The sequence below is a fragment of the Streptomyces sp. JB150 genome (genome assembly GCF_011193355.1).
In the GTDB taxonomy this organism is placed as follows: Bacteria; Actinomycetota; Actinomycetes; order Streptomycetales; family Streptomycetaceae; genus Streptomyces.
The window spans coordinates 1,580,392-1,602,740 of the sequence record NZ_CP049780.1 but is presented as its reverse complement, the minus strand read 5'-3'; the positions used below and the strand labels follow the sequence as shown (position 1 = coordinate 1,602,740).

21 protein-coding genes are annotated in these 22,349 nt (G+C 71.8%); 12 read left to right on the top strand and 9 right to left on the bottom strand.

Annotation, left to right across the window (positions count from 1 at the left end):
• Nucleotides 1-36 precede the first annotated feature (36 nt).
• The 3 genes from G7Z13_RS07560 to moaA all read left to right on the top strand — a co-directional run bounded on the left by G7Z13_RS07560 (nt 37) and on the right by moaA (nt 3,163).
• The gene (locus G7Z13_RS07560) at nt 37-393 is read left to right on the top strand and encodes a DUF485 domain-containing protein (RefSeq protein ID WP_165997225.1); all 357 of its coding nucleotides are present in this window, start codon (nt 37-39) and stop codon (nt 391-393) included.
• Nucleotides 390-2,009, top strand: a complete 1,620-nt coding sequence (locus tag G7Z13_RS07555) for a cation acetate symporter (RefSeq protein ID WP_165997223.1) — start codon at nt 390-392, stop codon at nt 2,007-2,009. The genes G7Z13_RS07560 and G7Z13_RS07555 overlap by 4 nt, the downstream gene beginning before the upstream one ends.
• A 164-nt stretch (nt 2,010-2,173) precedes the next feature.
• Nucleotides 2,174-3,163 carry a GTP 3',8-cyclase MoaA gene (moaA, locus tag G7Z13_RS07550; protein ID WP_165997221.1) on the top strand — a complete coding sequence of 330 codons (990 nt, stop codon included), beginning with the start codon at nt 2,174-2,176 and terminating at the stop codon, nt 3,161-3,163.
• A gap of 38 nt (nt 3,164-3,201) precedes the next feature.
• Here moaA and G7Z13_RS07545 read toward each other — a convergent pair whose 3' ends face one another.
• Nucleotides 3,202-3,423: a hypothetical protein gene (locus tag G7Z13_RS07545; protein ID WP_165997220.1), complete on the bottom strand. Its 222-nt coding sequence runs from the start codon at nt 3,421-3,423 to the stop codon at nt 3,202-3,204.
• A 192-nt stretch (nt 3,424-3,615) separates the two neighbouring features.
• Nucleotides 3,616-3,981, bottom strand: a complete 366-nt coding sequence (locus G7Z13_RS07540) for a DUF3099 domain-containing protein (RefSeq protein WP_165997219.1) — start codon at nt 3,979-3,981, stop codon at nt 3,616-3,618.
• 330 nt (nt 3,982-4,311) lie between these two features.
• Between G7Z13_RS07540 and G7Z13_RS07535 the strand changes: the two genes are divergently transcribed.
• On the top strand, nt 4,312-4,590 hold the full coding sequence (locus tag G7Z13_RS07535) for a GlsB/YeaQ/YmgE family stress response membrane protein (RefSeq protein ID WP_165997217.1): 279 nt from the start codon (nt 4,312-4,314) through the stop codon (nt 4,588-4,590).
• A gap of 120 nt (nt 4,591-4,710) precedes the next feature.
• Here G7Z13_RS07535 and tyrS read toward each other — a convergent pair whose 3' ends face one another.
• The 3 genes from tyrS to G7Z13_RS07520 form a co-directional block, all read right to left on the bottom strand.
• The gene (gene tyrS, locus G7Z13_RS07530; RefSeq protein ID WP_165997216.1) at nt 4,711-5,979 is read right to left on the bottom strand and encodes a tyrosine--tRNA ligase; all 1,269 of its coding nucleotides are present in this window, start codon (nt 5,977-5,979) and stop codon (nt 4,711-4,713) included.
• A gap of 78 nt (nt 5,980-6,057) precedes the next feature.
• The gene (locus G7Z13_RS07525) at nt 6,058-7,452 is read right to left on the bottom strand and encodes a metallopeptidase TldD-related protein (RefSeq protein ID WP_165997215.1); all 1,395 of its coding nucleotides are present in this window, start codon (nt 7,450-7,452) and stop codon (nt 6,058-6,060) included.
• Nucleotides 7,449-8,972: a TldD/PmbA family protein gene (locus G7Z13_RS07520; protein ID WP_165997213.1), complete on the bottom strand. Its 1,524-nt coding sequence runs from the start codon at nt 8,970-8,972 to the stop codon at nt 7,449-7,451. The genes G7Z13_RS07525 and G7Z13_RS07520 overlap by 4 nt, the downstream gene beginning before the upstream one ends.
• 254 nt (nt 8,973-9,226) lie before the next feature.
• Here G7Z13_RS07520 and fabG point away from each other — a divergent pair, with 254 nt between their 5' ends.
• From fabG to G7Z13_RS07505, 3 genes are all read left to right on the top strand, one after another.
• Complete coding sequence (gene fabG / locus G7Z13_RS07515) at nt 9,227-9,931, top strand: 3-oxoacyl-[acyl-carrier-protein] reductase (protein WP_165997212.1); 705 nt, start codon at nt 9,227-9,229, stop codon at nt 9,929-9,931.
• Nucleotides 9,932-9,936: 5 nt separating this feature from the next.
• The gene (gene fabI, locus G7Z13_RS07510; protein ID WP_165997210.1) at nt 9,937-10,704 is read left to right on the top strand and encodes an enoyl-ACP reductase FabI; all 768 of its coding nucleotides are present in this window, start codon (nt 9,937-9,939) and stop codon (nt 10,702-10,704) included.
• A 195-nt stretch (nt 10,705-10,899) separates the two neighbouring features.
• A complete protein-coding gene (locus G7Z13_RS07505) occupies nt 10,900-11,253 on the top strand; it encodes a hypothetical protein (RefSeq protein WP_165997209.1) in 354 nt (117 codons plus the stop codon).
• On the opposite strand, the gene G7Z13_RS07500 is transcribed toward G7Z13_RS07505, so the two are convergent.
• Entirely contained in the window at nt 11,228-11,914 is a 687-nt protein-coding gene (locus G7Z13_RS07500) for a FadR/GntR family transcriptional regulator (RefSeq protein ID WP_165997208.1), read from the bottom strand. The two genes, G7Z13_RS07505 and G7Z13_RS07500, sit on opposite strands and share 26 nt — an antisense overlap.
• A gap of 82 nt (nt 11,915-11,996) precedes the next feature.
• Here G7Z13_RS07500 and G7Z13_RS07495 point away from each other — a divergent pair, with 82 nt between their 5' ends.
• From G7Z13_RS07495 to G7Z13_RS07485, 4 genes are all read left to right on the top strand, one after another.
• Nucleotides 11,997-13,412 (top strand): MFS transporter, encoded by a 1,416-nt coding sequence (locus tag G7Z13_RS07495; RefSeq protein ID WP_165997206.1) that lies wholly within the window; start codon nt 11,997-11,999, stop codon nt 13,410-13,412.
• A 128-nt stretch (nt 13,413-13,540) separates the two neighbouring features.
• Nucleotides 13,541-13,657 (top strand): SGM_5486 family transporter-associated protein, encoded by a 117-nt coding sequence (locus G7Z13_RS34060; RefSeq protein WP_277347393.1) that lies wholly within the window; start codon nt 13,541-13,543, stop codon nt 13,655-13,657.
• Between the two features lie 160 nt (nt 13,658-13,817).
• A complete protein-coding gene (locus G7Z13_RS07490; RefSeq protein WP_165997205.1) occupies nt 13,818-14,024 on the top strand; it encodes a hypothetical protein in 207 nt (68 codons plus the stop codon).
• A gap of 65 nt (nt 14,025-14,089) precedes the next feature.
• Nucleotides 14,090-14,608, top strand: coding sequence for a histidine phosphatase family protein (locus G7Z13_RS07485; RefSeq protein WP_165997204.1), 519 nt, complete (start codon nt 14,090-14,092; stop codon nt 14,606-14,608).
• A gap of 83 nt (nt 14,609-14,691) precedes the next feature.
• Here G7Z13_RS07485 and serB read toward each other — a convergent pair whose 3' ends face one another.
• Nucleotides 14,692-15,900, bottom strand: a complete 1,209-nt coding sequence (gene serB, locus G7Z13_RS07480) for a phosphoserine phosphatase SerB (RefSeq protein ID WP_165997203.1) — start codon at nt 15,898-15,900, stop codon at nt 14,692-14,694.
• 482 nt (nt 15,901-16,382) lie between these two features.
• A complete protein-coding gene (locus G7Z13_RS07475; protein ID WP_165997201.1) occupies nt 16,383-18,473 on the bottom strand; it encodes a streptophobe family protein in 2,091 nt (696 codons plus the stop codon).
• Between the two features lie 242 nt (nt 18,474-18,715).
• Here G7Z13_RS07475 and G7Z13_RS07470 point away from each other — a divergent pair, with 242 nt between their 5' ends.
• Nucleotides 18,716-21,355, top strand: a complete 2,640-nt coding sequence (locus G7Z13_RS07470) for an FHA domain-containing protein (RefSeq protein WP_206313022.1) — start codon at nt 18,716-18,718, stop codon at nt 21,353-21,355.
• A 94-nt stretch (nt 21,356-21,449) separates the two neighbouring features.
• On the opposite strand, the gene G7Z13_RS07465 is transcribed toward G7Z13_RS07470, so the two are convergent.
• Nucleotides 21,450-22,217: a transglycosylase SLT domain-containing protein gene (locus G7Z13_RS07465; RefSeq protein ID WP_165997199.1), complete on the bottom strand. Its 768-nt coding sequence runs from the start codon at nt 22,215-22,217 to the stop codon at nt 21,450-21,452.
• Nucleotides 22,218-22,349: the final 132 nt, after the last annotated feature.

The window sequence follows — 22,349 nt, the reverse complement described above, 5'->3', positions numbered from 1 at the left end:
TCACCCTTGTCACCACCCGCACCGCGAGGAGACTCCGTGGCCACCGACTCACCGCCCCCTTCGAAGACCGAACACCGGCTCCCGTCCACCGAGGAGTTCGCCCGGGTGCAGGAGAGCGCCGAGTTCGGTGAACTGCGCCGCTCCTACCGCTCCTTCGCCTTTCCGCTGACCGTCGCCTTCATCGCCTGGTACCTGCTGTACGTCCTGCTCTCCAACTACGCGGGCGGCTTCATGGGCACCAGGCTGTTCGGCAACATCAACGTCGCCCTCGTCTTCGGTATCGCCCAGTTCGTCACCACGTTCCTCATCGCCTGGTGGTACGCGCGGCACGCCGCCGCGAAGCTCGACCCCAAGGCCGAGGCCATCAAGACCCGGATGGAGGGCGGCGCATGAGCCCCGCCATGACCCTCGCGGCCAACGAGGCCAGCGAGCACCGGCCGCTGATCATCACCCTGTTCGCGGTCTTCGTGGTCGCGACCCTGTTCATCACCGTCTGGGCCGGCCGCCAGACGAAGGACGCCGCCGACTTCTACGCGGGCGGACGCTCCTTCAGCGCCTTCCAGAACGGCCTCGCCGTCTCCGGCGACTACATGTCCGCCGCGTCCTTCCTCGGCATCGCGGGCGCCATCGCCCTCTTCGGGTACGACGGCTTCCTGTACTCCATCGGCTTCCTCGTCGCCTGGCTGGTCGCGCTGCTCCTGGTCGCCGAGCCGCTGCGCAACTCCGGCCGCTACACCATGGGCGACGTCCTCGCGTACCGCATGCGCCAGCGCCCGGTGCGCACCGCCGCCGGCACCTCCACGATCGTCGTGTCGATCTTCTACCTGCTGGCCCAGATGGCCGGCGCCGGCGTCCTCGTCTCGCTGCTGCTCGGCATCACCTCCGACGCCGGCAAGATCCTCATCGTCGCCCTGGTCGGCGTCCTGATGATCGTCTACGTCTCCATCGGCGGCATGAAGGGCACCACCTGGGTCCAGATGGTCAAGGCCGTGCTCCTCATCGGCGGCACCGTCCTGATCACCTTCCTGGTGCTGCTGAAGTTCGACTTCAACATCTCCGACCTGCTCGGCAAGGCCGCAGAGAACAGCGGCAAGGGCGCCGCCTTCCTGGAGCCCGGCCTGCAGTACGGCGCCACCGGCACCTCCAAGCTGGACTTCATCTCCCTCGGCATCGCCCTGGTCCTCGGCACCGCCGGCCTGCCGCACATCCTGATCCGCTTCTACACCGTGCCCAACGCCAAGGCCGCCCGTAAGTCGGTGAACTGGGCGATCGGCATCATCGGCGCCTTCTACCTGATGACCATCGCGCTCGGCTTCGGCGCCGCCGCGCTGATCTCCCAGGAGGAGATCATCGCGTCCAACCCGTCCGGGAACACCGCCGCGCCGCTGCTCGCCCTGCACCTGGGCGGCGTCGACTCCGCGTGGGGCGCGATCCTGCTCGCCACGATCTCGGCGGTGGCCTTCGCGACGATCCTCGCCGTGGTCGCGGGCCTGACGCTCGCCTCGTCCTCGTCGTTCGCCCACGACATCTACGCGAACGTCATCCGGAAGGGGCAGGCCACCGAGAAGGAGGAGGTCCGGGCGGCCCGCCTCGCCACCATCGGCATCGGCGCCGTCTCCATCCTGCTGGGCGCCCTCGCCCGCGACCTGAACGTCGCCGGCCTGGTCGCCCTCGCCTTCGCGGTCGCCGCCTCCGCCAACCTGCCGACGATCCTCTACAGCCTGTTCTGGAAGCGGTTCACCACCCAGGGCGCCCTGTGGTCGATCTACGGGGGTCTGATCGTCGCCGTCGGCCTGGTGCTGTTCTCGCCCGTCGTCTCCGGCGACCCGAAGGCGATGTTCCCCGACGTCGACTTCGCCTGGTTCCCGCTGAAGAACCCCGGCATCATCTCCATCCCGTTCGGCTTCCTGATGGGCTGGCTCGGCACGGTCCTGTCCAAGGAGGAGCCCGACAAGGGCAAGTACGCCGAACTGGAGGTGCGGTCGCTGACCGGCACCGGAGCGCACTGAGCCGATCCTCCGAGCGGCCGGGCCGTGGGTTCCTGGTAGGTACCTACGACCCGGCCGCGTCTTACGTCGTGGGATCGGGCTGGTGTCACTGTCAGTGGGGTCACGTAGGCTCGCACCTGAGGACAGACGACCGGGACGACCGATCCGCGACGGGAGGGGGCCTCGTGCTCATCGACACCTACGGCCGGGTGGCCACCGACCTGCGCGTCTCGCTGACCGACCGGTGCAACCTGCGCTGCACCTACTGCATGCCCGAGGAGGGCCTGCAGTGGCTGGCCAAACCGGACCTGCTCACGGACGACGAGATCGTCCGCCTCATCGGCATCGCCGTCACCTCCCTCGGCATCAGGGAGGTCCGCTTCACCGGTGGCGAGCCCCTGCTGCGCCCGGGTCTCGTCGGCATCGTCGAGCGGGTCGCCGCCCTCGCCCCGCGCCCCCAGATGTCGCTGACCACCAACGGCATCGGCCTGAGGCGCACCGCCGCCGCCCTGAAGGCCGCCGGCCTGGACCGGGTCAACGTCTCGCTGGACACCCTGCGCCCCGACGTCTTCAAGGCCCTCACCCGCCGCGACCGCCACAAGGACGTCCTCGAAGGCCTGCACGCCGCCCGCGAGGCCGGCCTCACCCCCGTCAAGGTCAACTCGGTCCTCATGCCGGGCCTCAACGACGACGAGGCCCCCGACCTCCTGGCCTGGGCCGTCGAGCACGACTACGAACTGCGGTTCATCGAGCAGATGCCCCTGGACGCCCAGCACGGCTGGAAGCGCGACGGCATGATCACCGCAGGCGACATCCTGGCCTCCCTGCGCACCCGCTTCGAGCTGACCGCCGAGGGCGACGAGGCCCGCGGCTCGGCACCGGCCGAGCGCTGGCTGGTCGACGGCGGACCGCACCGCGTCGGGGTCATCGCCTCCGTGACCCGCCCGTTCTGCTCCGCCTGCGACCGCACCCGCCTCACCGCCGACGGCCAGGTCCGCACCTGCCTCTTCGCCACCGAGGAGACCGACCTCAGGGCCGCGCTGCGCTCCGGCGCCCCCGACGAGGAGATCGCCCGCATCTGGCGCCTGGCCATGTGGGGCAAGAAGGCCGGCGCGGGCCTGGACGACCCCACGTTCGTCCAGCCGGACCGGCCGATGTCCGCGATCGGCGGCTAGCGGAGCACCCGGCCGGCCCGCGGGGCGGGAACGGCGCGTCAGCCCGGCTGCTCCTGTTCCCACTCCGCCAGCGGTACGACGTCCTTGAGGAACCCCCTGACGCCCAGGAACTGCGACAGATGCTCGCGATGCTCCTCGCACGCGAGCCAGGTCTTGCGCCGCTCCGGCGTATGGATCTTCGGGTTGTTCCAGGCCAGCACCCACACGGCGGCGGCCCGGCAGCCCTTGGCGGAACAGATGGGGGAGTTCTCGTCACTCACGCTTCGTCTCACAGCCGCACAGAAAAAACGACGCCGAGCAGCCACGGGGGGAGCTGCCCGGCGTCGGTCCATCGCTCCGACGGGGGATGCGGAGCGCGTACGCAGTATGTCACGCGTAACCGGTTGCCGGGCACCGGAACAACAGATTGATCTGAGCTTTTCCTGAGCTTGGCACGGGGCCCGTCCCGAGGCTCAGTTCCGTGCCTCCGGACCCGGATCGTTCGCCGTGCCGTCCCCCGGGGATTCCGCTCGGGGCGGCTCGATCATCGTCCTCGGCGGCACGGCCACGAACGTGGAGGGCAGCGACGGCGCGTTCTCCCGCCCCGCGTTCGCGATCACCACGGCGATGTAGGGCAGCACCGCGCCGAGCACCAGCGCCACGATCGCGACGTGCCGTTCCACGTTCCAGAGCACCGCGGCCAGGATCACCGAGACCGTCCGGACGCTCATCGAGATGACGTACCGGCGCTGCCGCCCGCGGACGTCGTCCTGGAGGCCCTGCCGGGCTCCGGTGATCCGGAACACCTGGGCGTTCCCGCCGTCCCTCAGCTTCCGCATCACATTCCACCATCCGCCCGCATCGGACTCTCCCAGGCCCGTCCCGACGTCCGCCGCACCGGTCGGACACCGGCCGGGACACCTCCACGGTACGCCGCGCCCGCGCCGCCCACGAGACCGGGGCGCCCCCTCGCCTGCGCGAACGGCCCCACCGGTCCCGCGCAGGGCCCGGCCGGTGATGCGCAGGCCCCCACCGGTCCCGCGCAGGGCCCGGCCGGTGACGCGCAGGGCCCGGCCGGTGACGCGTACGGCCGCGCCCGACATGCGCCGTACGGCGTACGGGCCGAAACTGGGCGTACTGCTCACGTCGAGCCGGACGAGGAGGCAACCATGGGCTGGTTGTGGGCGATCATCGTGGGATTGGTGCTGGGCCTGATCGCGAAGGCGATCATTCCGGGCAAACAGCACAGTCCCATCTGGCTGGTCACCATTTTCGGCATGCTCGGCGCGATCGCCGGCAACGCCATAGCGCGGGGCTTCGGTGTGGAGGAGACGCCCGGCATCGACTGGAGCCGGCACGCCTTCCAGCTCGTGGCCGCCATCATCATCGTGGCCGTGGGCGACATGCTGTACATGGCGACGCTGGGCAAGCGCAGGCACCGGGTGTAGCGAGAGGCGCGCGCCCAGGGGCGCGGGCAACTGCGCGACAGGCCACGACGAAAGCCGCGGCCGGCAGCTCACCCGCACCCCTGCGGTGCTCACGCCGGAGCATTCACCGCGCGGCGGTGCTCACGCCGGGGCGACCTCCACGGCGGCCAGGTTCTTCTTGCCGCGCCGCAGCACGAGCCACCGCCCGTGCAGCAGGTCCTCGGCGGCCGGGACGGCGTCCTCCGAGGCGACCTTCACGTTGTTCACGTAGGCGCCGCCCTCCTTCACGGTCCGCCGCGCGGCCGACTTGCTGGCCACCAGACCGACCTCGGCGAACAGGTCGACGACCGGACCCAGCTCGGCGACCCGGATGTGCGGCACCTCGGACAGCGCCGCGGCCAGCGTCCGCTCGTCCAGGTCGGTCAGCTCACCCTGGCCGAAGAGGGCCTTCGACGCGGCGATCACGGCGGCCGTCTGGTCGGCGCCGTGCACCAGCGTGGTCAGCTCCTCGGCGAGCGCGCGCTGCGCGGCCCGGGCCTGCGGCCGCTCCTCGGTCTGCCGCTCCAGCTCCTCCAGCTCCTCGCGGGACTTGAAGGAGAGGATCCGCATGTACCGGGAGATGTCGCGGTCGTCCACGTTCAGCCAGAACTGGTAGAACGCGTACGGCGTGGTCATCTCCGGGTCGAGCCAGACGGCGCCGCCCTCGGTCTTGCCGAACTTGGTGCCGTCCGCCTTCGTCATCAGAGGGGTCGCCAGCGCGTGCACCTCGGCGCCCGGCTCCAGCTTGTGGATCAGGTCCAGACCGGCCGTGAGGTTGCCCCACTGGTCGCTGCCGCCCTGCTGGAGCGTGCAGCCGTAGCGCCGGTAGAGCTGGAGGAAGTCCATGCCCTGGAGGATCTGGTAGCTGAACTCCGTGTAGCTGATGCCCTCGGAGGACTCCAGCCGCCGGGCGACCGAGTCCTTCGTCAGCATCTTGTTGACGCGGAAGTGCTTGCCGATGTCGCGCAGGAACTCGATCGCGGACAGGCCCGCGGTCCAGTCGAGGTTGTTGACCATCACGGCCGCGTTCTCGCCCTCGAAGGACAGGAACGGCTCGATCTGGGCGCGGAGCTTGCCGACCCAGCCGGCGACCGTCTCCGGGTCGTTCAGGGTGCGCTCGGCGGTCGGGCGCGGGTCGCCGATCAGACCCGTCGCGCCGCCCACCAGCGCCAGCGGCCGGTGCCCGGCCTGCTGGAGCCGGCGCACGGTGAGCACCTGCACCAGATGGCCCACGTGCAGGGACGGCGCGGTCGGGTCGAAACCGCAATAGAACGTGACGGGACCGTCCGCGAGCGCCTTGCGCAAAGCGTCCTCGTCAGTGGACTGGGCGAACAGCCCGCGCCACTTCAGCTCGTCGACGATGTCCGTCACGGTCGTATGTCTCCTTGAACGGTGAAAAGGGCTCGCCCCAGTCTATGGGGGGCCACCGACAGCCAGGGGGCCGCCTGCTCAGACGCCCCGGCTGACGGAGCTCATGTTGAAGTCGGGCACCCGCAGCGGCGGCATGGCGGCCCGGGTGAACCAGTCGCTCCACTCCCTCGGCAGCGTCTTCTCCGTACGCCCGGCCTCCGTGGCCCGCCCGAGCAGGCCGACCGGCGACTCGTTGAACCGGAAGTTGTTCACCTCGCCGGTCACCTCGCCGTTCTCCACCAGGTACACCCCGTCCCGGGTCAGGCCGGTGAGCAGCAGCGTCGCCGGGTCGACCTCGCGGATGTACCACAGGCAGGTCAGCAGCAGCCCGCGCTCGGTGCTCGCCACCATCTCGTCCAGGGAGCGGTCGTCGCCGCCGTCCAGGATCAGGTTGTCGATGCCCGGCGACACCGGCAGCCCGGTCAGTTCCGCGCTGTGCCGGCTGGTGATCAGGTGCTTCAGCTCGCCCCGCGCGATCCACTCGGTGGCGGTGAGCGGCAGCCCGTTGTCGAACACCGAGGAATCGCCGCCGGAGGAGTGCGCCAGCACGAACGGCGCGGCCTCCAGGCCCGGCTCGTGCGGGTCGCTGCGCAGGGTGAGCGGCAGCTCGCTCAGCTTCTCGCCGAGCCGGGTGCCGCCGCCCGGCTGGGAGAACACCGTCCGGCCCTCGGCGGCGTCCCGGCCCGACGCCGACCACATCTGGTAGATCAGCAGGTCGGCGACCGCGGTCGGCGGCAGCAGCGTCTCGTAGCGGCCCGCGGGCAGCTCGATCCGGCGCTCGGCCCAGCCGAGGCGTACGGCCAGCTCCGCGTCGAGCGCCGCCGGGTCGACGTCCGTGAAGTCCCGGGTGGAGCGCCCGGCCCACGCGGAGCGGGTGCGGTCCGGGGACTTGGCGTTCAGCTCCAGCGTCCCGTTGGGCTGGTCGTGGCGCAGCCGCAGCCCCGTGGACGTACCGAGGTAGCTGCTGGTCAGCTCGTGGTTGGCGAAGCCGTACAGCTCCCGGCCGCCCGCCCGCGCGCGGGCGAAGGCCTCGCCGAGTGCCGGCGCGAAGTCCGCGAACACGGCCGAGGAGGTCTCCGCGGGGGCGTCCGTGAAGCCGGGGGAGGCGGGCACGTCCGTGACGAGGGGACGGGCGTCCTCGGCGGGCGCGGCACCGCGGGCGGCGGCCTCCGCGGCCCGCACCAGCGGCTCCAGCTCGTCCGCGGTCACCGCGGACCGGGACACCACGCCGGAGGCCGTGCCCTCCTTGCCGTCGACGGTCGCGATCACCGTGAGGGTGCGCCCACGCGTGACACCGTTCGTGGTCAGCGCGTTGCCCGCCCAGCGCAGGTTGGCGGTGGACCGCTCGTCCGCGATCACGACACAGCCGTCCGCGCGGGACAGCTCCAGAGCCCGCTCGACGATCTCGTGCGGCTTGTTCACCGGGGCGCTCATCGGCCGGCCTCCTGGGTGGTGTTCAGAATGTTGACGCCCCGGAACAGGGCGGACGGGCAACCGTGGGAGACGGCGGCGACCTGGCCCGGCTGGGCCTTGCCGCAGTTGAAGGCGCCGCCCAGGACATAGGTCTGCGGGCCGCCGACCGCGGCCATCGACCCCCAGAAGTCGGTGGTCGTCGCCTGGTAGGCGACGTCCCGCAGCTGCCCGGTGATCCGCCCGTTCTCGATCTTGAAGAAGCGCTGGCCGGTGAACTGGAAGTTGTAGCGCTGCATGTCGATGGACCAGGAGCGGTCCCCGACGACGTAGATGCCGCGGTCGACGCCGCCGATCAGGTCCTCGGTCGACATCCCCGCGGGATCCGGTCGCAGCGACACGTTGGCCATCCGCTGCACCGGCACGTGGGAGGGCGAGTCGGCGAAGGCGCAGCCGTTGGACCGCCCGAGCCCGGTCAGCCTCGCGATCCTGCGGTCCAGCTGGTACCCGACGAGCGTGCCCTCCTTCACCAGGTCCCAGGACTGCGCCTCGACGCCCTCGTCGTCGTACCCGATGGTCGCGAGGCCGTGCTCGGCGGTGCGGTCACCTGTGACGTTCATCAGCTCCGAGCCGTACCGCAACGTGCCGAGCTGGTCGAACGTGGCGAACGAGGTCCCGGCGTACGCCGCCTCGTAGCCGAGCGCCCGGTCCAGCTCGGTGGCGTGCCCGATGGACTCGTGGATCGTCAGCCACAGGTTGGACGGGTCCACGACGAGGTCGTACAGTCCCGGCTCCACGCTCGGCGCGCGCATCTTCTGCGCGAGCAGCTCCGGGATCTCGGCCAGCTCCCTGTCCCAGTCCCAGCCGGTGCCGGTCAGGTACTCCCAGCCGCGGCCGACCGGCGGCGCGAGGGTGCGCATGGAGTCGAACTCGCCGCTGGAGTCGTCCACCGCCACCGCGGTGAGCTGCGGATGCAGCCGCACCCGCTGCTGGGTCGTCACCGTTCCGGCCGTGTCGGCGTAGAACTTGTTCTCGTGCACGGTGAGCAGCGAGGCGTCCACGTGGTCCACCCCGTCGGCCGCGAGCAGCCGCCGGCTCCACTCCGCCAGCAGCCCCGCCTTCTCCTCGTCGGGCACGGTGAAGGGGTCGATCTCGTACGACGAGATCCACGTCTTGTCCGCGTGCACCGGCTCGTCGGCCAGCTCGACGCGCTCGTCGCTGCCGGCGGCCCTGATCACCTGCGCCGAGAGCTTCGCCATCGCCACGGCCTGGCTCGCCACCTTGGCCGCGGCGTCCATGGTCAGGTCCACGCCGGACGCGAACCCCCACGTCCCGCCGTGCACCACCCGCACCGCGTAGCCCAGGTCGGTGGTGTCCGAGGACCCGGACGGCTTGCCGTCCCGCAGCCGCCAGGACGCGCTGCGCACCCGCTCGAACCGGAAGTCCGCGTGCTCCGCCCCCAACGCCCGCGCACGTGCGAGAGCGGCGTCTGCGAGGGCGCGTAGCGGAAGCGCCGTGAAGGCTTCGTCGATGGTATGAGGCACCCGAGGTCTCCCTGCTGTCGTCGCCTGTCGGCTCCGATCATGTCGCGCCCGCGGGGGCCCGGACCACAGGTTTGCGTCCGGTGTCCGGAGCTTTCTGTAGGGATTCGACAGTGCCGCCCCCCGCGCCACTGTCGGTGCCCGAATGTCCGACGCGTGGAGTCGACCGATAGGTTTTCGGTGAAGCCGCCTGTCATCGCCGCCTGTCGTCCAGGTGCCCGGGCGGGGAATCTGACCGCTATCGAAAGGGTGATCCGTTGAGCCGCTCGGTTCTCGTCACCGGAGGCAACCGGGGCATCGGCCTCGCCATCGCCCGCGCGTTCGCCGACGCCGGCGACAAGGTCGCGATCACGTACCGCTCGGGGGAGCCGCCGGCCGGTTTCCTCGCCGTGAAGTGCGACATCACCGACCCCGAGCAGGTGGAGCAGGCCTACAAGGAGATCGAGGCCCAGCACGGCCCGGTCGAGGTACTGGTCGCCAACGCCGGTGTCACCAAGGACCAGCTGCTGATGCGGATGACCGAGGAGGACTTCACCTCGGTCGTCGACACCAACCTCACCGGCACCTTCCGCGTGGTCAAGCGCGCCAACCGCGGCATGCTGCGCGCCAAGAAGGGCCGCGTCGTGCTGATCTCCTCGGTCGTCGGACTGCTCGGTTCCGCGGGTCAGGCGAACTACGCCGCCTCCAAGGCCGCCCTCGTCGGCTTCGCGCGCTCCCTGGCCCGAGAGCTGGGCTCGCGCAACATCACCTTCAACGTCGTCGCGCCCGGCTTCGTCGACACCGACATGACCAAGGTGCTCACCGACGAGCAGCGCGCGAACATCGTGTCGCAGGTCCCGCTCGGCCGGTACGCGCAGCCGGAGGAGGTCGCCGCAGCGGTGCGGTTCCTCGCCTCGGACGACGCCTCGTACATCACTGGAGCCGTCATCCCCGTTGACGGCGGACTGGGAATGGGTCACTGATCACCATGAGCGGAATTCTCGAGGGCAAGCGCGTCCTGATCACCGGCGTGCTGACGGAGGCCTCCATCGCCTTCCACACCGCCAAGCTGGCCCAGGAGCAGGGCGCCGAGATCATCCTGACCGCGTTCCCGCGGCCCACGCTGACCGAGCGCATCGCCAAGAAGCTCCCGAAGCCCACCAAGGTCATCGAGCTGGACGTCACCAACGACGAGCACCTGGGGCGGCTGGCCGACGTCGTCGGGGAGGAGCTCGGCGGCCTCGACGGTGTCGTCCACTCCATCGGCTTCGCCCCGCAGGACGCCCTCGGCGGCAACTTCCTCAACACGCCGTTCGAGTCGGTCGCCACGGCCATGCACGTCTCGGCGTTCTCCCTGAAGTCGCTGACCATGGCCTGCCTGCCGCTGATGCAGAACGGCGGCTCGGTCGTCGGCCTCACCTTCGACGCGCAGTTCGCCTGGCCGCAGTACGACTGGATGGGCCCGGCCAAGGCCGCCCTGGAGGCGACCAACCGCTACATGGCGCGTGACCTGGGCAAGCAGAACATCCGCTGCAACCTGATCTCGGCCGGTCCGCTCGGCTCCATGGCCGCCAAGTCCATCCCGGGCTTCGGCGAGCTGGCCACCGTGTGGGACAGCCGCTCCCCGCTCGAGTGGGACCTGAAGGACCCCGAGCCGGCCGGCCGCGGCGTCGTCGCCCTGCTGAGCGACTGGTTCCCGAAGACCACGGGCGAGATCATCCACGTCGACGGCGGCCTGCACGCGATCGGCGCGTGAGTCCGCGAGGGCTCGCACGTAGCCCCTGATCGTCGCCGGTCCACCGGCCGAAAGGCCCGCACCTGTGTGGTGCGGGCCTTTTCCGTGTCCCCCGTTCGGCCTATCCGGCCGGGCGGAGCCGGGGGACGACTGGGCACCCTGGATGACACGTCCACCTCGCGCGTCCCTCCCCAGCACGGCCGAGGAGGTCCCCTTGTGCGCCTGTTCCGCAGCCTGGCCTCAGTGACCGTAGCCGTAGCCCTGGTGCTGTCCCTGTCGTACGAAGCGATGCCCCACGCGCGCGTGGAGGTACGGGAGCCGCAGGCACCGAAGCCGTTCGGCGCCGAGTGCCGCACCCGCGTGCGCGGCTCCGAGGTGACCGCCCACTGCCACAACCCCTATGTCGAGACCGACCGCGTGCGGCTGCACATCGAGTGCGACCGCTGGTGGGACCTGGACACCGACAGCGCCCCGGTCGACGCCGGGCCCGCGATGACCGTACGGCTGACCGGCCGGTGCTGGAAGGAGGTCCGCGCGGTGTGGGTCAGCCACCAGAACCTGGGGAGCTGAACCGGCACTGGAACGGATAGCCCGCCGCCTCCACCGCCGCGGTCTGCGCGTCGCCCGCGCGGATGGCGTCCACCAGCCGCCCGTGGTCCATGTGGGTCTCGGGCGACAGGGTCTCGCCCACGTCCTCGCGCAGCCAGTGCCGCAGGACCTCGCCGAGATCCGCGTACATCGCCGTCATGACGTCGTTGTGGGAGGCGGACACCACCGCCAGGTGGAAGGTGGCGTCCGCGGTCACGAACCGTTCCTTGTCGCCCGCCGCCCAGGCCTCCTCGCGCCGCTCCAGCAGCGCGTCCAGCTGCTTCAGGTCCTTCTCGGTGCGCCGCTCGGCGGCCAGCTTCGCGGCGGCCGACTCCAGCGCGGACCGCAGCTCCGCCACGTGCCGGGGGTCCGCGTCCGCGAAACGGCGGTGCATCACGCCGGCCAGCTCGCTGGTGGCCACGACGTAGGTGCCGGAGCCCTGGCGGATGTCCAGCAGGCCGTTGTGCGCGAGCGCGCGGACCGCCTCACGGACCGTGTTACGGGCGACGCCGAGCTGTTCCACCAGCTCCGGCTCGGTCGGGATCCGGGAGCCGACCGGCCACTCGCCCGAGGTGATCTGGTGGCGCAGCTCGGCGATGACCTGCTCGGACAGCGCCGAACGACGGGGGTGGCTCAAGGGCATGGCACACCTTCGCACGGGACGGGCGGCAGCGGGCGCCCGGCAAATAGACAACCAATCATCCCATGATTCTATGATGGGCGGCATGGCAAGCGAGGAAATCGAGACGAGGAACCACTCGGATGTACGCGAGCCGGCGCCGCGCGGCGCCGGGACCGGTGCGGGGGCCGGCGCGGCCGAGGGGACCGGCGCGGGGTCCGGCCCGGCCGACGCGCGCGGCCCGGCCAGCGGTGCGGGGGAGCCGGCGCGCAGGAGCACCACGCGCGCGTGGACCACACGCCTGGTCGTCCTCGGCATCATGCTGTCCGCCCTCAACCTCCGCCCCGCCATCACCAGCCTCGGCGCGCTGCTGGAGGAGGTCCGCGACGGCCTCGGCATGAGCGGCAGCGTCGCCGGCCTGCTCACCTCCGTGCCGCCGCTCTGCTTCGCCGTCTTCGGTGTCATGGCGCCCCGCCTGGCCCGCCGCTTCGGCCCCGCCGCGGTGGTGTGCGCCGGCATGGCGGCCATCGCCGCGGGTCTGGCCATCCGGCCGTACACCGGCGGCACGCCCGGCTTCCTGGCCGCCAGCGCGCTCGCGCTGATGGGCATAGCGGTCAGCAACGTCCTCATGCCGGTCATCGTCAAGCGCTGGTTCCCCGACCGGGTCGGTTCCATGACCGGCGCGTACTCGATGGCGCTCGCCCTCGGCACCTCCACCGCCGCCGCCGTGACCGTTCCGGTCACCGACGCGCTGGGCGGCGACTGGCGGTCCGGGCTCGCCGTGTGGGCCGCGCTCGCGGCGGCGGCCGTACTGCCGTGGCTGCCGGTGCTCCGGGACCGGGGGACCACTCCGGGCGGGGACCGGGAGGCCTCACCGGGCGCCGCGCGGACGGACGCGGCGGGCAGCGCCCGGGGCCAGGCGCAGGTGCCCGCGCTGCGCATCACCCGCAGCCGTACCGCATGGGCGCTCGCCGTGTTCTTCGGACTCCAGGCGACCGCCGCCTACATCACGATGGGCTGGATGGCCCAGATCTTCCGCGACGCGGGTGTCGCCGCCGGTACGGCCGGTCTGCTGCTCGCCGTCACCATGGTGATGGGCGTGCCGCTGGCCTTCGTCATCCCGCGCCTGGCCACCCGGCTGCCCCAGCAGGGGCCCATCGTGCTCGCGCTCGGCGTCTGCGGCCTGGCCGGATACGCCGGCCTGTACTTCGCCCCGGCCGCCGGCGCCTGGGCCTGGGCCCTGCTGCTGGGTGTGTCCAACTGCGCCTTTCCGCTCGCCCTGACCATGGTCGGGATGCGCGCGCGGTCCGGTGCGGGGGTGGCCCAGCTGTCCGCGTTCGCGCAGAGCACCGGCTATCTGCTCTCCATCCCCGGCCCGCTCCTGGTGGGCGTGCTCTACCAGCACAGCGGCGGCTGGGGGCTGCCCATCGCGCTGATGGTCGCCCTGATGATCCCGCAGATGGCCGTGGGCTGGCTGGCCGGCCGGGACCGCACGGTGGAAGAGGAGGCGGCCGCCCGCTGAGCGAACCCGGCGGCATGGGACGGCACGTGGCACGCACCCCGGCCGGGCGGGTCTGACTGCCCTGGCCGGGCGGATGTGGCACGGACCCCGGCCGGGCCGGGCGCCGCGGCGGGTGCGACACTTGCCGTATGCCAGTGCTCGAGCCGAACCCCCAGAACGGCCAGAAGAAGATGCTGCTCGTCTTCGGCTCGTTCTTCGCCATCTTCGTGATCATCGCCGTCATCGCGTCGATCGCCGCGCCCTGACGCCGCTTGGTAGGGCTGTCCCCCCTGTCCCCTAGGGGGTGAGGCTCAGGGTGAAGTGGGTGGATCACCGGATGGGGCTGCGGCTCACGATTCCGTAGCGTCGTTGGTGTGGCCGCTGGAGGCGGACCACGCCCAGTCCGCACGGATCCACGGAGGCACCATGCAGGCCCGCACCCAGCCCCGCCCCCGCCCGGTGACGTCGCGCGGCGCCGACGCGCGGCTGCCCTGGTGGGCCCTCGCCCTGCCGGTGCTCGCCTTCGCCGCGCTGCTCACGCTGATCCTCCACCCGTCCGACGCCCACGCGGCGGCCGGCGACCCCGCCATAGCCCGGCTCCTGGAGCGCGCCCAGCAGCTGCTCACCCGCTGAGCGCGACCGCGGCCGCCCGTCAACTCCCTGCGCCACGTGGCCTGTTTCATGCGAAGCTGGGAGTCATGAGCGTCGCAGAACCCCGCAGGATCGTCCTCTTCCGGCATGCGAAGGCCGACTGGCCACAGGTGAACGACCACGAGCGGCCGCTTGCCGAACGGGGCCGCAAGGACGCCGCCGAAGCCGGACGCAGGCTGGCCGACACCGGTATCCCCTTCGACCTGGCCCTCTGCTCCACCGCGACCCGCACCCGAGAGACCTGGAAGCTCGCCGTCCACGAGTTCTCGCACCGCCCGAAGACGGTCTACGAGGAGCGGATCTACGAGGCCTCGCCCGGCGAGCTGATCGCCCTGCTCAACGAAACCCCCGACGACGCCCAGAACGTCCTCCTGATCGGCCACAACCCCGGCGTGCACGGTCTCGCCGAGGTGCTGGCCGCCTCCTCGGAGGCGGAGGCCAGGCAGCGGATGTCCCGCCGGGGCTTCCCGGCCGCCGCCTTCGCCGTGCTGTCCTTCCCCGGCCCCTGGAAGACCCTGGAACCGGGCGTGGCCACCCTGCTCGACTACTGGGCACCGAGCGACTGAGCCGACCCCGCACAGACACAGGGGCCGGCACGTCACCGCAGGTGAGCACCGGCCCCTCGGAACGTCCGCCGCGGCGGCCCGGACTAGTCCTCCTCGTGCGCGTCCGCCGCCTCGACCTCTTCGCGGGTCACGCCGAGCAGGTACAGCACGGTGTCCAGGAACGGCACGTTCACCGCCGTGTGCGCGGCCTCCCGCACCACCGGCTTGGCGTTGAAGGCGACACCGAGCCCCGCCGCGTTCAGCATGTCGAGGTCGTTGGCGCCGTCGCCGATCGCCACGGTCTGCGACAGGGGTACGCCCGCCTCCGCGGCGAACCGGCGCAGCAGCCGCGCCTTGCCCGCGCGGTCCACGATCTCGCCGGTGACCTTGCCGGTCAGCTTGCCGTCGACGATCTCCAGCGTGTTGGCCTGGGCGAAGTCGAGACCCAGCCGCTCCTTCAGGTCGTCCGTGACCTGGGTGAAGCCGCCCGATACGACACCCACCTGGTAGCCGAGCCGCTTCAGCGTCCGGATGAGGGTGCGGGCACCCGGCGTCAGCCGCACCTCGCTGCGCACCTTGTCCACCACCGAGGCGTCCAGGCCCTTCAGCAGCGCCACCCGCGCGTGCAGCGACTGCTCGAAGTCCAGCTCCCCGCGCATCGCCGCCGCCGTCACCTCGGCGACCTTGTCCTCGCAGCCCGCGTGGGCGGCGAACAGCTCGATGACCTCGTCCTGGATGAGCGTCGAGTCCACGTCCATCACGACCAGGCGCTGGGCCCGCCGGTGCAGCCCGGCCGCGACGACCGCGACGTCCACACCGAGCGCCGCCGCGTCGGTGACCAAGGTGGTGCGCAGCGGCTCGGTCTCCACACCGGACACCGCGAACTCGACGGCGGTGACGGGGTACTTGGCGAGCCGGAAGATACGGTCGATGTTGCCGCCCGCCTTGGTGATCTTGGCGGCGATGGCGGCGGTGGCCTCCGCGGTCAGCGGGTGGCCGAGGACGGTCACCAGGGAGCGGCCGTGGCCACGCGGACGGTTGTCGCCGAGGCCGGAGATGATCTCGGCCTGCATCTTCATCGACTCCGCCCAGCTGTGGACGGTGGCCCGCAGGTCGCCCTCCAGCCCGTGGGGCGGCTCGGTCACGAGCGCGCACAGCACGATCCGGCCCCGGGTCACGACCTGCTCGATGTCGACGACGTCGACGGAGTAGGCGGCCAGGGTGTCGAAGAGTCCGGCGGTGAGACCCGGCCTGTCCTTGCCGAAGATCTTGACCAGGAGAGTGGGGACGTCAGAGGTCTGCGAAGCGCTCATGGTGCTCCCACGGTAACCGGCACCCAGTGCCGCCCGCGCCCGAGGTCCGCCTAGCGGACACGGAACACTGTGCGTCGCCCGCATGACGCCCACGTGGCCAAGTCCCGCGCGTACCTCCCTCACGAGGCCCTGGACTTCCCCACCACGGAGGCTCATCGCCGGCAGGCCCCACCTGAGCCAGGTCTCGGCTGGTGCGGCCCGTGGGGCGGGGCGGGGAGGCGCCGAGGCCCCCTCTTGGCGAGCCCGGCCCCGATGAACGCTGACCGCCGTCCCCATCACCGCGCCCGATCCCGCCGGTCTGCGGGTACCTGCCGGTCTCGGCGCGACGGGGGAGCCCGTCTCGCCGCAGCGGCACGTTGCTGCCCGGCCCGGTCTGGGCGGCGCGTGCGGGGGTGGAGGGGGTGGAGGAGGTGGCGGCGGGCCGTCGTCTGGCGAGCCTGTATCCGACGTGCGCTGACCGCCGTCCACGCCGGCGGCCCTCATCACGTCGACCTTCCCGACGCCTGCCCGGGCCCCTCGCGCGGCGGCCGGGGCTCACCCCGCCGCGGGGGCTCGCTCCTGCCGGGACCCCGCCTCGGTGGCGCGGGTGGCGGCGGAGGAGGGGGCGGCACCCCGTCCTCCGGCGAGCCGGGCCGGCCCGGCTCACGCTCACCCGACCGTCCCTCTGACCGCCCTCCCGCCCCCGTCCCCGGTGGCCGCTGCGGGGATCGCGGGGGCGGGTCCATGCGGCGAGCCACGGTCGGGGCGCCGTACAGCCCCTCGTCCGGGAGTGGGGGGCGCTTCGGGGGCGCCGCCCTGTCCCCGGAGCGATCGACGGGCGCCCCGCCCGCACCTGCCTGCGCATCCGACCGCCGCAGCACCTCCGTGTCCCGGTCCCGTGAACGCCCCGGCAGCCGCAGATAAGGATTGGTCGCGGGGTTCGGCGGCCGGTACGGAGTCCCCGGGGCGTAGGGACCCGGCCCCTCCGGATACGCGGCGCGGGGCCGCCCGGCGTCACCCTGTGCCAGCGGCGCCACCCGCCGTCCCGCGGCCCCGCACGACCAGGCCAGCAGCGCCCCACCGGCCCCCGCCGCCGTGCCCCAGACCGCGCCGAGCAGCAGCGCCGTGCCCAGGTGCGGGCTCAGCTCCACACCAGCCCCGAACGCGTCGATCCCCAGCACGGACAGCGAGGCGTCGAGCGACACCTCCGTCGCCAGCCCGAGCAGCGGCAGCGCACACGCCGTCACCACGCCCAGCCGCAACGCACAACGCCCGGCGAAACCAACGGCGCCCCGCCCCCGCCCGCCACGCACCCCGCCCCCGTCCTCACGGCGCACACCCCTCGACACACCCCCGTCCCCATCGCGCCCGTCCCTCGACACGGCTCCGCCCCACCCCCACCCGCCACTCACCGCCCCGCCGACCGGTGTCCGGACCGCCTGTACCACCCCCGCCAGCAGCATCGCCGAACCCGCCGCCACCGCCAGCAGCCACACCCGCCCGTCCAGCTCGGCCAGACGCCCCAGCGTGACCGGCTGGTCGGTGTCCGCGAGCAGGTCGTCGAGCGGGTCGGGCAGGAACCGCGCGAGAATCCCCGACGCCTCGCCGTCCCAGGGCACGAACAACCCCACCGACAACCCCAGCCACACACCGTTCGGCGCCCCCAGCAACGCGGCGCCCGCGATCCGCTTCGGATGGTCGTCCCCGATCGCCGCGTACGCCGCGGCGGCGCACCCCGCGGCCACGGCGACCAGCACCACCGCGAGGAGCGCCGACACGGCCGGCCGTACCACCCGGTGCACCGCGTCCCAGCCGCGCGGCAGCGGAGTCCGGCGCGACGCCAGCAACGCGACGAACAGCACACCCGTCACCCAGGCCGCGCCCCCCAGCAGCGTCGGCGCCGTGTCGACGCTGAACCCGACCGCCGCCTCCGCGTCGACGAGATCGCCGAGCCGGTCCGGCAACAGCCCGCCGATGTCACCGATGCCGCCGACCTCTCCGTCCTCTCCGGCCCCTCCGATGCCTCCGACATCCCCGATGTCCCCCAGCCCCGGAATCTCAAGGCCCCCATCCGACCCGCCCGCGCCTCCACCCCCGCCCCCAGCCCCTCCGAACAGCTCGCCCACCTCCAGCGCCCCGCCGTCGAAGGTGATGACGTCTCGCCCGGCCCACGCGAGCCCGCCCAGCGTGGCCACGAACAGCACGATCACCGCCCCCGCGCGGGCGAGGAGTTCGGCGGGCGCGACGACAACTGCGGCCGCGCACAAGGACCGTAGGAAGAACCAGGACAAAAGGAGCGCACCGACCAGGCTCACGCCCCATGGCGTGATCTCGACGGCGGTCGTGGCCTCGGCGCCCTCCAGGCCGAACACGGACACGTCCCCGGACGGCGTGACCGAACCACCCGCCCCGAGCGCCACCACCGCCGCGGTCATCGGCCCCGACGAGCCCGCCGCGTCGGCCTCCAGTAGCCGCAGTCCGAGCGCGGCCGTGCCCGCCATCCCGATCAATGCCCAGCTCACGGCGGCGATCGCGCACAGCAGCACATCCACCCAGGGCACCCTCGTGCCGTACGGCGCGTCCCCGACGCTCATGGCAGACCCCCCGATCCGCGGCGCGGCGCGACTGCCGCGCATGTCCCCCTCGCGGGGGATTACCACTCTCCGGGCAGGTTTCCACCCCGTCAACGAGAGTGCTTCCGTGCGCCCGCGCGCGGTCTTCACAAGGCCCGACTTTCGGTCAGGGGGCCGCTCCTGAAATAGTTCCCCCCGATGTTCGACATCCCTAGACTCCCCGCGACGGGGGTAACTCGGGGGACAACTCAGTGGGGCATGGAGTGCCGGAACTCGTACTGGAATCAAACGGACGGACCTGGACGCTGGACGCGTCGCGGTCCTACACACTCGGACGCGACCCTCAGGGTGACGTCGTGTTCGACGACGCCAGGGTCTCCTGGCGGCACGCCACGGTCAGCTTCAACGGCCGCAGTTGGGTCATCGAGGACCATGGCAGCACCAACGGCACGTTCGTGCAGGGCCGGCGGATCCATCAGATGGAGATCGGTCCCGGCTCGGCGCTGAACCTCGGCAACGCGACCGACGGCCCGCTCGTCACCCTCTCCGGTGCCGCGGCCGCCGCGACACCGCAGGCCCAGCCGCAGCAGCAGCATGCCCAGCAGCCGTACGCCGCACAGGGCGCCGGCGCCGGATGGGCCCAGCAGCCGCAGGCACCGGCCCCGCACCAGCAGGCCGCACACGCGCAGGCCCCGCACCAGCAGATGGCGGCCCCGCGGCAGGCTCCGCAGCAGCCGGCCCCGCAGCCCGGCTGGCACCAGCCGCAGAGCTCGCCCCAGCAGCCGCACGCCGCGCACGTCCCGCCGCAGCAGGGCCCGGTGGAGAACTACGCGCAGAAGGTCCCCGGCGGTGCCGCGGGGGCACCGCCGGTCTACGGCGGCGACCGCAGCCCCACCACGTTCCACCAGTTCGCGCTCGGCCGCGTCATGCGCATCGGCCGCGCCCTGGAGAACGACCTGGTCGTCTCCGACCTCCAGGTCTCCCGCAACCACGCGGAGTTCCACGCCACGCCCGACGGCCGCATGGAGATCCGCGACCTCGGCTCGCACAACGGCACGTACGTCAACGGCCAGCCGATCCCCAAGGGCGGCTCCGCGCTGCTCGGCCCCACCGACATCGTCGGCGTCGGCCACTCGACGTTCCGGATCGTCGGCGACCGGCTGGAGGAGTTCGTCGACACCGGTGAGGTGTCCTTCTCCGCCCGCCACCTCACCGTCACGGTCGACGGCGGCAAGCAGATCCTCAAGGACGTCTCGTTCGGCGTCCCGGAGAAGTCGCTGATCGCGGTCATCGGCCCGTCCGGCTCCGGCAAGTCCACCCTGCTCAAGGCGCTGACCGGCTACCGGCCCGCCAACCAGGGCGAGGTCCTGTACGACAACCGGAACCTCTACAAGCAGTTCGCCGAGCTGCGCCAGCGCATCGGTCTGGTCCCGCAGGACGACATCCTGCACAAGGAGCTGACCGTGAAGAAGGCCCTCAAGTACGCGGCCAAGCTGCGCTTCCCCGCCGACACCACGGCGGCCGAGCGCGAGGCCCGCATCGACGAGGTGCTGCGTGAGCTGAAGCTCGACATCCACAAGGACAAGAAGGTCACCTCGCTCTCCGGCGGCCAGCGCAAGCGCGTCTCGGTCGCCCTGGAGCTGCTGACCAAGCCGTCACTGATCTTCCTGGACGAGCCGACCTCCGGCCTCGACCCGGGCATGGACCGCGACGTGATGCAGCTGCTGCGCGGTCTCGCCGACGACGGCCGCACCGTCCTCGTCGTCACCCACTCGGTGGCCGAGCTGGCGCTGTGCGACAAGCTCCTGGTGATGGCCCCCGGCGGCTCCGTCGCCTACTTCGGCCCGCCCGAGGAGGCGCTGAACTTCTTCGGCTACGACACCTGGGCCGACGTCTTCTCCGCCTTCGAGAACTACCGCGACTACGACTGGGCGGGCCGCTGGAAGGGCTCGCAGCACTACCAGATGTACGCCGCGGACATCGACGCCGTCGCCCCGCAGGCCGTGCAGATGCCGCAGATGCAGGCCATCAGGCCGCCGAAGCCGCAGGGCTGGATGTCGCAGTGGATCACACTGGTCCGCCGCTACATCTCCGTGATCGCCTCCGACAAGGGCTTCCTCGCCCTGATGGTGATCCTGCCGGCCGTGCTCGGCGCGGTGAGCCTCCTCATCGACCCCGACCGCGGACTGCTGCCCAACCCGGCCCATCCGCAGACCGGCCGGATCATCCCCAACGGCACGGCCACCACCGTCCTGCTGATCCTCGCCGTCGGCGCCTGCTTCGCCGGCGCGGCCAACTCCGTCCGCGAGCTGATCAAGGAACGGGTCATCTACGAGCGGGAGCGCGCCACCGGCCTGTCCCGCTCGGCGTACCTGATGTCCAAGGTGTTCGTGCTCGGCCTGATCACCGTGGCCCAGGGGCTGATGGTCGGCGTGATCGGCTTCGCCACCCGCGAGATCCCCGAGGAGGGCCTGATCCTCGGCGGCGCCACGCTCATCGAGCTGTCCCTGCCGATCATGGCGCTGGGCTTCACCTCGATGATGTTCGGCCTGATCATCTCCTCGCTGGTGAAGACCGCCGAGAAGACGATGCCGCTGCTGGTCATGTTCGCGATCATCCAGGTCGTCTTCACCGGCTGCCTCTTCGCCCTGAGCGGCACGGTCGGCGTCAACCAGTTCTCGTACCTGATGCCCTCGCGCTGGGCGGTCGCCGCCGCGGGCGCCACGCTGGACTTCAACAAGATCAGCCCGCCCGAGGAGGGCGCCGACAACGACCCGCTGTGGGAGCACAGCCTGGGCACCTGGACCCTGGACATGGCCGCCCTCATCGCGCTCGGCGTGATCTGCGGCTTCTTCGTGGCCCGCTTCCTGCGCCGCCACGAGCCCGAGGTCATGCGCAAGTAGTCACGGCCGTACACACCGCCGTACGACGCCGAAGGGCGGCACCCCGTCAGGAGGGTGCCGCCCTTCGGCGCTGTGTACCGAGGTCCGCGCGGCCTCAGTACGCGCTGTTGACGTTGTCCATCGAGCCGTAGCGGTCGGCCGCGTAGTTGCACGCGGCGGCGATGTTGGCGACCGGGTCGTAGATGTTCCACGACGTGCCCGGCACGTGGTAGGCCTGGAAGGTCGGCGGGATCACCTGGAGCAGGCCCTTCGACGGAATGCCGTTCTGGGCGTTGATGTCCCAGTTGTTGATGGCGTTCGGGTTGCCCGAGGACTCCCGCATGATGTTGCGGTGGATGCCGCTGTAGGAGCCCGGGATGCCGTGCTTCTTCATGACGTCGAGCGCCTCGCGGATCCAGCCGTCGAGGTTGTTCGCGTACGCCTTCTTCGCGGCGGCCGGCTTGACGGCGGCGACCGACTTCATGGCGACGCGCTGGGCGGCCCGGCTCGCGGACTGCTTCGCGGCACGCTCCCGCGCGGCCTTCTCGGCGGCTTCCTCGGCGGCCTTCTTCCGGGCCTCGGCCGCGGCCTTCCGCTTCGCGGCGGCCTCGGCGACGGCCTTCTGCTGCGCCTCGATCGCCTCGACCTTCACGCTGGCGGCCGCGAGCTGGTCGGTGATCGTGCCCTTGACGTCCTTGACCTGCTCGGAGCCGTACGCCACCGCAGCCGCGGAACCGGCCTCGGCCGTCGTCGTCCTCTCGCCGGCCGGGACGACGGAGAACGCGAGGGCGGCGGCACCGAGCGCGGCGACACCGGAGAGCGCGATCTTGTGCGCCTTGGTCGGCACGCGACGGTGACCGGGGTTCTGGGTGTTCTTGGGCATGCGGAGTGGACCTCTTCGAATAGCGCGGAGGTCGCTCTGCGTCCGACGGGGGACATCGGCGGGGGACAGGGGGCTCTTCCCGCACGAACGCCGCGGGGCGGAACCCGCGGCGCTGAGCGACGGAGGCAATTC